The organism is Enterobacter cloacae complex sp. 2022EL-00788 (assembly GCF_026627565.1).
Taxonomy (GTDB): domain Bacteria; phylum Pseudomonadota; class Gammaproteobacteria; order Enterobacterales; family Enterobacteriaceae; genus Enterobacter; species Enterobacter pasteurii.
On the sequence record NZ_JAPNMC010000016.1, the window covers coordinates 96,991 to 106,364 of the forward strand.

Annotated in this window: 9 protein-coding genes and 1 pseudogene; 2 read left to right on the forward strand and 8 right to left on the reverse strand. The window is 58.1% G+C overall.

Annotation, left to right across the window (positions count from 1 at the left end):
- Window positions 1-9: 9 nt before the first annotated feature.
- The 3 genes and pseudogenes from OWK27_RS20620 to OWK27_RS20630 all read right to left on the reverse strand — a co-directional run.
- A pseudogene (locus OWK27_RS20620) lies at window positions 10-296 on the reverse strand (serine hydrolase); the annotation flags it as partial.
- Between the two features lie 193 nt (window positions 297-489).
- Complete coding sequence (locus tag OWK27_RS20625) at window positions 490-1,671, reverse strand: PLP-dependent aminotransferase family protein (RefSeq protein WP_267591117.1); 1,182 nt, start codon at window positions 1,669-1,671, stop codon at window positions 490-492.
- A gap of 20 nt (window positions 1,672-1,691) precedes the next feature.
- Entirely contained in the window at window positions 1,692-2,579 is an 888-nt protein-coding gene (locus OWK27_RS20630) for a LysR family transcriptional regulator (protein ID WP_176609670.1), read from the reverse strand.
- Between the two features lie 98 nt (window positions 2,580-2,677).
- Between OWK27_RS20630 and OWK27_RS20635 the strand changes: the two genes are divergently transcribed.
- Window positions 2,678-3,280 (forward strand): short chain dehydrogenase, encoded by a 603-nt coding sequence (locus tag OWK27_RS20635; RefSeq protein WP_193356673.1) that lies wholly within the window; start codon window positions 2,678-2,680, stop codon window positions 3,278-3,280.
- Here the strand turns inward: OWK27_RS20635 and OWK27_RS20640 are convergent.
- The 5 genes from OWK27_RS20640 to OWK27_RS20660 all read right to left on the reverse strand — a co-directional run bounded on the left by OWK27_RS20640 (window position 3,274) and on the right by OWK27_RS20660 (window position 8,056).
- Window positions 3,274-4,008, reverse strand: a complete 735-nt coding sequence (locus OWK27_RS20640; RefSeq protein WP_176609668.1) for a class I SAM-dependent methyltransferase — start codon at window positions 4,006-4,008, stop codon at window positions 3,274-3,276. The genes OWK27_RS20635 and OWK27_RS20640 overlap by 7 nt on opposite strands.
- A gap of 74 nt (window positions 4,009-4,082) precedes the next feature.
- Complete coding sequence (locus OWK27_RS20645) at window positions 4,083-5,081, reverse strand: transketolase family protein (RefSeq protein ID WP_148421407.1); 999 nt, start codon at window positions 5,079-5,081, stop codon at window positions 4,083-4,085.
- Window positions 5,081-5,926 (reverse strand): transketolase, encoded by an 846-nt coding sequence (locus tag OWK27_RS20650; protein WP_176611180.1) that lies wholly within the window; start codon window positions 5,924-5,926, stop codon window positions 5,081-5,083. The genes OWK27_RS20645 and OWK27_RS20650 overlap by 1 nt, the downstream gene beginning before the upstream one ends.
- Window positions 5,927-5,938: 12 nt before the next feature.
- The gene (locus tag OWK27_RS20655; RefSeq protein ID WP_267591118.1) at window positions 5,939-6,688 is read right to left on the reverse strand and encodes an SDR family NAD(P)-dependent oxidoreductase; all 750 of its coding nucleotides are present in this window, start codon (window positions 6,686-6,688) and stop codon (window positions 5,939-5,941) included.
- Window positions 6,689-6,724: 36 nt separating this feature from the next.
- Entirely contained in the window at window positions 6,725-8,056 is a 1,332-nt protein-coding gene (locus tag OWK27_RS20660; protein WP_252004322.1) for an MFS transporter, read from the reverse strand.
- A gap of 215 nt (window positions 8,057-8,271) precedes the next feature.
- Between OWK27_RS20660 and OWK27_RS20665 the strand changes: the two genes are divergently transcribed.
- Entirely contained in the window at window positions 8,272-9,192 is a 921-nt protein-coding gene (locus tag OWK27_RS20665; RefSeq protein ID WP_252004320.1) for a LysR substrate-binding domain-containing protein, read from the forward strand.
- The last annotated feature ends 182 nt before the right edge of the window (window positions 9,193-9,374 follow it).

The following is a 9,374-nucleotide window of genomic DNA, read 5'->3' on the forward strand; positions in this document are numbered from 1 at the left end:
TTTTCGGGATTATTTCAGCGCCCCATATACCTGATCAACAATCCATCCATATGTTGCCGCTGGCAATAAACCACTGACAAATACATTAAGATACACAGCAGGATTCGCTACTGGTGAATGTGGCCTGTTACCGAGTATAACGATAGCCATATTGTTAACCGGATCTATAGCTGTCAGTGTACCTGTCCATCCTGTATGGCCGTATGTCAGAGGGCTTGCCAGCATACCGAACGTTGGCGTCATCGAGGCAGTAGCATTGACGCGCCAGCCAGGCCAAACGTAACGTCTTCTGACGAGCCAGAAGGTCGCCAGGCGGAGTTAGAGGTGTATATGTTTGCCGCACTGCGCGAGGGGAAAATTTGTAGCATTCATGAAGTCACGCGGACGACTGGCGGCGATCCCTCTGACCGCGCGCTTGCCCACGCAACGCAATAAGTTCATCCAGCAGGCGAACCGCGCATAGCGGCAGATGCCGCTATGCGCATTCTGTTACAGCGATTTTTTCAAACGTCGAACCGCTTCCTTCAGCTGTTCATCCGTTGGCGTGACAAACGACATACGCAGCGTCGCGCGATCCGGCTCGTTGCAGTAGAAGAACTCACCCGGCACGAACACCACCCCGTTGCTCAGGGTTGTTTCCAGCCATTTCGTCGTATTCATACCGTTGTTCATTTTTGCCCACAGGAACATGCCGCCTTTCGGCTTGTGGAACGTCATCACATCGCCCAGCTCCGCCTCCAGTTCGCCGGCAAAGGTCTGGTACTTCTGGCGATAGGCCTCGCGGATCGTCTGAATCTGTCCCGCCAGACGACCGGTTTTCAGGTACTCGTACGTCATCAGCTGCGACAGCGTGCTGGTGTGCAGATCGGTGGTTTGCTTGAGGTTCACCACCGCGCGCTTCAGCCACTCCGGCACCAGCACCCAGCCCACGCGGGTACCCGGGGCAAGGATTTTCGAGAAGGTCGAGGTGTACACCACGTTATCTTCATTGCCGATATCTTTCGCATGGGCAATCAGCGGGCGGAACACGTCGTCGGTGTAATTAATTTCGCTGTAGGGATCGTCTTCGATAATCACAAAATCATAGCGCTTCGATAATCCAACCAGCTGCTTGCGCCGCGCTTCGGAGAGCGTCACCCCGCCAGGGTTACCGAAGGTGGGTACGATATAAACCGCTTTGATGGTTTTGGCCGCCACCAGCGCTTCGAGCTCGTCCACCTTCATGCCGTCGCCGTCGGTACCAACGGATTCAAAATTCGCCTGCGCCAGGCCAAAGACCTGCAGCGCGGCGAGATAGGTTGGACGCTCGACGACAACGGTATCGCCTGGGTTAATTAACGCACGCGCCAGCACGTCAAGAGATTGCTGTGAGCCGGACGTAATGACCACGTCATCGGCTTTACAGGCAATGCCGCGCCCCTCGCAGATGCGCTGAATTTCTTCGCGCAGCCCCGGTACGCCTTCCGTCAGGCCATACTGGAACGCCTCGCCAAAATGCTGGGATAACACAGCATCCGCGGCGATTTTCAGCCCTTCGCGATCGAACAGATCGGGATTGGGAATACCGCCACCGAGCGAAATCACGCCCGCCATTTTGCTATGCTTTAATAATTCACGGATGGCAGAGGATTGCAGGCCCTGCGCGCTGCTGGCGAGTTTGTTTGCAGACATGCTTTGATTACCTTCTTTTTTTATATTGTGCCCAATCTTAGCAGAATATGAGCAATAAATTCCGTTAGCTTCGGAAGGGGACGCAAATCCTGACGCCACAGTAAATGCACCGGCCTCGGCGCGGGCGTAAACGGCTCCATCACCCGAACCAGCCTGCCGCTTGCCAGCTCCTCCGCCACCAGCACCTCCGGTTGCAGCAGCAGCCCCGCCCCGGCGCGCGCCGCCATGCGTAAGCCGTAGCCGTCGTTGCACCTTAAGACGGCATCGCGCTTCCAGCGCACCTCCCCTTCCACGCCCGGCAGCCGCCATTCATTGCGCGCGGTCCATACCGTGTGGGAAAGGCAGAGATGATCCACCAGATCGGCGGGCGTTTGCGGCGTACCGTGACGCGCCAGATAGTCCGGCGACGCGCAAATCACCATGCTGTAGGGGCACAGGTATTTCGCCACCAGATCGTCATTGCGAATGTCCCCAATGCGAATGGCCAGATCGACCCCCTCCTCCACCAGATCCACCATCCGGTTGGTGAGATCCAGCTCGATGCGCACCGCCGGGTAACGCTGCAGAAACGAGGCGGTCAGGGGCGCGATAACGCAGCCGCCAAACGACGTGGGTGCCGTAACGCGCAGGGTTCCGGCAGGCGTGGCGCGCAGCCGCTCCACGGCGCTTTCGGCAGCCGAGACCTGCTCCAGCACCCGCCTTGCCTCTTCAAAATAGACGCGCCCGGCATCCGTCAGGCTCTGGCGGCGGGTATTTCGCTCCAGCAGCCGCGTGCCGAGCTGCGCTTCCAGCTGCGCAATGTACTTCCCGACCATCACCGCCGACACCTCCAGCCGTGCCGCCGCGCCGGTGAAGCTCCCGCTTTCCACCACTGCGATAAACGTCTCCATGCCGCGAAGCTTATCCATATTCCAAACCTCTGGTTAGCAATCATCTAACTTTAGCCCAGTTTATCTGACTTTTTCTTTAGTAAAGAATGAAGGCTCACACCTAAAAGGAGTCTGCTATGAAAATCGTCATTATTGGAGCCAGCGGTACCGTCGGTCGTGCCGTAACGGAAGCGTTAAGCCTTCGCCACGAGACGATCCGCGTGGGGCGCACGCAGGGCGAGCATCAGGTGGATATCACCTCTCAGGAGAGCGTGCAGGCGCTGTTCGACAGTATCGGCCCGGTGGACGCCATCGTCTCCGCCAGCGGAGGGGTGCACTTCGGCCCGCTCGCGACCATGAAGGACAGCGATTTCAGTCAGGGATTGCAGGATAAGCTGCTGGGGCAGGTTCGCCTGGCGCTGACCGGCCAGCATTATCTGAACGAGGGCGGCTCGATCACGCTGATTAGCGGGATTGTGGCGGACGAGCCGATTGCCCAGGGGGTTAATGCCGCCACGGTAAACGCTGCCCTGGAAGGGTTTGTGCGCGCCGCCGCCTGCGAACTGCCGCGCGGGATCCGCATCAACCTGATAAGCCCGACGGTGCTGACCGAATCCGCCGAAGCGTATGACGGATTCTTCCCGGGCTTTGAAAGCGTCCCCGCCGCGAGCGTGGCGCAGGCCTACCGCCGCAGCGTGGAAGGGGTGCAGACCGGGCGGGTGTATAAGGTGGGTTACTGAGCCTTACGGGCGGAGATCAGCACCAGCATCGGACGTTCAGCCTCTTCAGCCAGCGCGGGCCAGGCCTCAATTTGCGCCTGCGTTGGCCCCCACTCGTTGACTTCGCCTATCGTTAATCCCGCCTTAATCAGCGCGTTAAGCGTGGTGCCCAGCGTGCGGTGATACTTGATAACCCCGTCTGCAAGCCAGTTGCTGACGCGCCGTCCCTCGTCCTGATAGTGGTTCACGCCCCAGAAGCGCTCGCCGCTGTCGTCGGTCAGCCAGCCCTGACGGGTGGCGCAGGTATAAATCGGGTGCTCCATGGAGAAGACCAGACTGCCGCCGGGCTTGAGCGCGCCCTGAACCTTAGCAAAGAGGGTGTCCAGCTCCGGCAGATAGTGCAGCGCCAGAGAGCTATAGACCAGATCGAAGCTGTTTTCGTTGAGCGTCAGCGATTCCAGATCGCTACGCTGATAAACAATCCCGCCATCGTGGGTCAGCCCGGCAGCGCGGGCGAGCATCTTTTCGGAGATATCAACGCCGGTTACCGCAGAAGCACCCAGCTCACGCGCCGCGCGGCAGAACCAGCCGTAGCCACAGCCGAGATCGATGACCGATTTGCCGTGTAAATCCGGCAGCATGTTTTTCAGCGCGGGCCACTCCGGCGCGCCGTCCAGACCCTGCACCGAGCGCGGCAGCTGAGCGTAGCCTTCGAAAAATGCCGGATTGTCGTAAATGTTCTGTGCCATGACGGACTCCTTTATCGCAACTGGGGCGAGGGTAAAACACCCCTCGCCCGTTGACAACGTATCCGTCTGATAAATCAAAGCCTGCGTCGGATTTTCTCCACCATAGCGGTGGTTGAGATCCCGTAGCGGTCGTGCAGGGTTGGCAGCGCCCCCGCATCAAGGAACGCGTCCGGCAGTGCGACGGTATCGAAATCCACGTTCACGCGGTTGCGCATTAACAGCGACGCGACGGCCTCACACAGCCCGCCAACGCTGCTGTGGTTTTCCGCCACTATCACCAGCCGTCCCGGCTTCGCGGCCTGTGCCAGAATGGTCTCCTCATCCAGCGGCTTAATCGTGGGCGAGTGCAGTACCGCCACGCTGACGTTATCCTTACGCAGCTGCTTCGCCGCCTCCAGCGCGCGCATGGTCATCAGCCCTGAGGCGATGATCAGGACATCGCTCCCCTCTTCCAGCAGCGCGGCTTTACCTATTTTAAACTGGTAGTCGTACCGATCCAGCACCACCGGCACCTTACCGCGCAGCAGGCGCATATAGACCGGGCCATCGTGCGCCGCCATCGCCGGCACCGCCTGCTCGGTGTCTATCGCGTCACAGGGATCGAGAATCGTCATCCCCGGAATACCGCGCATAATCGCAATATCTTCCGTTGCCTGATGGCTCGGGCCGTAGCCGGTGGTCAGCCCCGGCAGCGCCGCGCAGATCTTCACGTTGAGGTGCTCTTCGGCAATCACCTGATGGATAAAGTCGTAGGCGCGGCGGGTGGCGAAGACGGCGTAGGTGGTGGCAAAAGGAATAAAGCCCTCTTTCGCCATGCCGCCCGCCGCCCCCATCAGCAGCTGCTCTGCCATACCCATCTGGAAGAATCGATTTGGGTAGGCCTGGGCAAAGATATGCAGATCGGTGTATTTGGACAGATCCGCCGTCATGCCGACCACCTCCGGGCGCTGTTCCGCCAGCTTTACCAGCGCGTGGCCAAACGGCGCGGCGCGCGTCTCCTGGCCTTCTTCCGCGATAGAGGCAATCATGGCCGACGTGGTTAAACGCGGTTTTTTCTCCGTAGTCTGGCTCATTACAGCACTCCTTCAGGTTTGTTGGCATCCAGCACGGCGAGTGCCTTTTGCCACTCGTCAGCATCCACGCGAATAAAATGGTTCTTGTCACGCTGTTCGAGGAACGGCACGCCCTTGCCCATCAGGGTGTCGCACAAAATGACGCGCGGCTGGTTTTCCGGGTAGCGCTTAGCGTTATCGAAGGCCGCAACCAGCGCAGGAACGTCGTTGCCGTTTACCCGCTGCACGTACCAGCCGAACGAGGTCCACTTGTCCTCCAGCGGCTCAAAGCCGAGGATCGCGTGCGAATTGCCGTCGGCCTGCTGGCGGTTAATGTCCACCAGCACGATCAGGTTCGACAGGCCATGGTGCGCCGCCGACATCGCCGCTTCCCAGGTTGATCCTTCATCAAGCTCACCGTCCGACATGGAGTTAACGACCCATGCCGCGCTCTGCCTGTGCTTCAGCCCCAGCGCCATGCCGACGCCGATGCTTAGCCCCTGCCCCAGCGAACCGCCGGAGATCTCCATGCCCGGCGTGTAGGTTGCCATGCCGGACATCGGCAGGCGGCTGTCGTCCGAACCGTAGGTTTCGAGTTCCTCTTCCGAAATAATTCCCGCTTCGATCAGCGCGGCATAACAGGCAATGGCGTAGTGGCCATGGGAGAGCAGAAAGCGGTCACGACCCTCCCACTCCGGCTCGCCCGGCCTGAGGTTCATACCGTGGGCAAACGCGGTGGCCAGCACGTCGGCATAGCCCAGCGCCTGCCCGATGTAGCCCTGGCCCTGCACTTCGCCCATGCGCAGCGCGTAGCGGCGAATGCGCCAGGCCGCCGCGGCAACCTGCTGAACTGTGGTATCCGTCATCATCGTGTCTCCTTAATGGATCAGCATGCCGCCGTTCACGTCGAGCGTGATGCCGGTGGAGTAAGACGAGAGTTCGCTGCCGAGGAAGAGCGCGGCGCGGGCAATATCCTGCGCGTCGCCGAGGCGGTTAAGCGGAATGCCCGCCAGGATGGACGCTTTCATCTCATCGCTCAGCTTGCCTGCGGTGATGTCCGTCTGGATAAGCCCGGGCGTGATGCAGTTTACGCGCACGTTATCCGGCCCCAGCTCGCGGGCCATCGCTTTCGCCAGGCCCAGCACACCCGCTTTCGCGGCGCTGTAGTGGGGGCCGCCAAAGATGCCGCCGCCGCGCTGGGCCGATACCGAAGAAATGCAGACGATGCTGCCCGACTTCTGCGCGCGCATCGTCGGGATTACCGCCTGGGACATCAGCAGCGTGCCGCGCAGGCTCACGTCCAGCACCGCATCGTAATTTTCGCGCTTAATATCCATCAGCCTGATGGGCTGGGTAATGCCGGCGTTATTCACCAGAATATCGATGCGCCCGTATTTGCCCAGCACCTGCTCAATGGCGGCGTTAACCTGTAATTCATTGCTGACGTTCGCCGCGAGACCCAGATGTTCGTCGCCCAGATTCGCCGCCGCTGCCCGGCTGGCTTCGGCATCTAAATCAATAATCACCACCTTCGCGCCCTGCTCAGCATATAATTTAGCCGTGGCGAAACCCAAACCGCGTACGGAAGCCGCGCCGGTAATGACGGCGACTTTATCTTTCAGTAGCATATATTTACTCCATTCTGACAAGAGGGATTTAATGGCTTATTTCGGCTCTTCCAGCAGCATAATCATAATTAAGCCAATGGCCGCGCAAATACCGAAATAAATAAACACAGAATTAAAGCTGCCTGTTTTATCCAGCAGATAACCTGCCAGCATCGGGGAAACAAATCCGCCGAGATTACCGCCGCTATTGATAATAGACGCGGCAATCGGATAGGTTTTACCGTCCGCGACGGCCATGCCGTAGGCCGTAAAAGCAGGCCAGCCGATATTCAGACAGAGGCCTACAAAAAATAGCCCGACGCAAACCGCAACGGTGCTTTGCGGAATATTCAGCATGATGACCATCATTAAAACGGTGCTGATGGCGGTAAACATCATGGTCGGCTTACGCCGGCGGCCGAGCAGTTTGTCGGATACGTAACCGCCAAAAATCGCCCCGATAAAGCCGCCGATGCACGGCATGCTGGCGACCAGCCCCATGCTCATAAACGTAAAGCCTTTCTCTTTTACCAGATAGAGCGGGATCCACGTCAGCAGGCCGTACAGCACGCTCACCATCATGAAATAGGCCAGACAGTCGCCGAGTATATTCTTCGAGGTAAACAGGCCTTTTACCGTGCTCACCGGGTCTAATTCCCGCACGCGAATCAGGCGATCGAGACGCGCAAACCTCGGTGAAATCACGATATTTTCCCGTCTGGCGTCCGGCGTCTGCTGCCCGGCGGTAATGGTCTCCAGCTCCGCTTTAGACACGAATGCGCTCTCGGACGGCCTGGTGCGCACCAGCAGATACCAGACCACGGCAATGACCAGGCCGGGGATCGCGAAGGAGAAAAAGACCCAGCGCCAGCCCCAGGTCATGGCGATCCACACCGCCAGCGGCGGCACGAGGATGGGCGCGAACATGGTGGCCGCGATGTAGACGCCGGTGGCGGTGGCCTTCTCCTTTGGTGGAAACCAGTTATTGATGGTGGAGGCCAGCCCGACGGGGCAAGGCCCCTCCGTTAACCCCAGCCCCAGACGAATAAACTTCAGCCCAAGCACCGAGGTTGCCGTGCCCATCAGCCAGGTAAACGCCGAGAAGCCGAATATCGACAACGCCACCATGCCGCGAATACCCTTTTTGGCGATAAAAAAGCCCGCCGGAATTTGGCTCAGGGCGTATCCCAAAAAGAACATGCTGGCGATGGCACCGGCTTCGAAATTATTAATATGAAATTCATCAATGATAAACGGCAGGACCGCACCAATATTTGTTCGGTCGGCATAGTTAATGGCATAAACAATAAAAATTAATGCCAGCACAACGAAGCGGTAATTGGTTTTTTTAGCATTTATGTAGGGGACAGCTTGTTCTATACGAGACATAACTTACCTCATTATTCGAACAACGTGAGTCGTTTTAGTTTTGCGTTCAACGTCAATATATCGGCTCATAAATGAAACACCATTCAATAAACCTCATTTATTGCTGAGATAAATTTGATTCGCGATACAGCTCAAAAAAATAACATCGGCATAAAATTGCCCGCACGTCTTCTCAATGTTATGTTTTTTATCATTAAACATGACAGGAGCAGGCTATGCCCGCGCAGGATCGCCAGACGTTATCGTTGCCCTCGCTCAGAAATTTGCAGGCGTTCATTGCCGTTGCAAACGCATTGAGCATTCATCAGGCGGCGGAGCAGCTCAACGTCACCCCGTCTGCGGTCAGCCATCAGATCGCGTCGCTGGAGTCGTGGATGGGCAAGAAATTGTTCATCCGCAGCGGCAAAGGGGTTCAGCTCACCCCGACGGGAGAAAAATATCTGCGGGAGGTCTCGGCGGCGATGAGCGCCATCGGGCGCGCCACCGATCGGATCGTCAAAGAGAAAGATAACGCCGTGCTTCGCGTGCACTCCTCCCCCACCTTCGGGCTGTCATGGCTGTTGCGCCGCCTGGGCAAGTTCCGCGCCGAATATCCCGATATCACCATCAATCTCACCTGCTCCTATGAAAACCTGCAGTTCGCCAGAGACAATATCGACATTGATATCCGCCACGGCATTCCTGACTGGGATGCTTACCGGGTGATGACCATTAAAAACGACTCGCTGGTGGTGCTGGCCTCGCCGGACTACGCGGAGAAACATCCCCTCAGTACGCCCGCCGATCTGCTGCAGCAGTCGCTCATCTCGTCCACCAGTACCCTGGTAAACTGGGAAAAATGGTTTGCCTGGCACAATATCGACAGTCCCTGGCTCAGCTTCAGCCTGAGCTTCGACCGCTCCTATATGAGCTTTGAAGCGGCGCGCATGGGGCTGGGGTTTATTCTGGAGAGCAAAATGATGGCAACCGATCACCTGAAGGATGGTTCGCTGGTGCAGGTGCTGCCGGACGAGATGGGGATCGCCATTAACGCGCACCATCTGGTGATGCCGCACATGCATGAACGCGCGTGGAAGATCCAGCAGTTTGTCGAGTGGATTGACCGGGAGCTGCGGCTGTCGGGGTATCACCTGTAGGTCGGGTGGCGGCTACGCCTTACCCGACCTGCAAAAGTGCGGCCTGATGCCCTCACCCCACCCCTCTCCCACAGGGCTGAGGGATCCCCAGTAATATGGTCATACCACCATGACCATATTACTGTACTCTTTTCCCAGCTTTTTCATCTCGTTAACTATATTCAGGCGTCTTACTTTCCCGG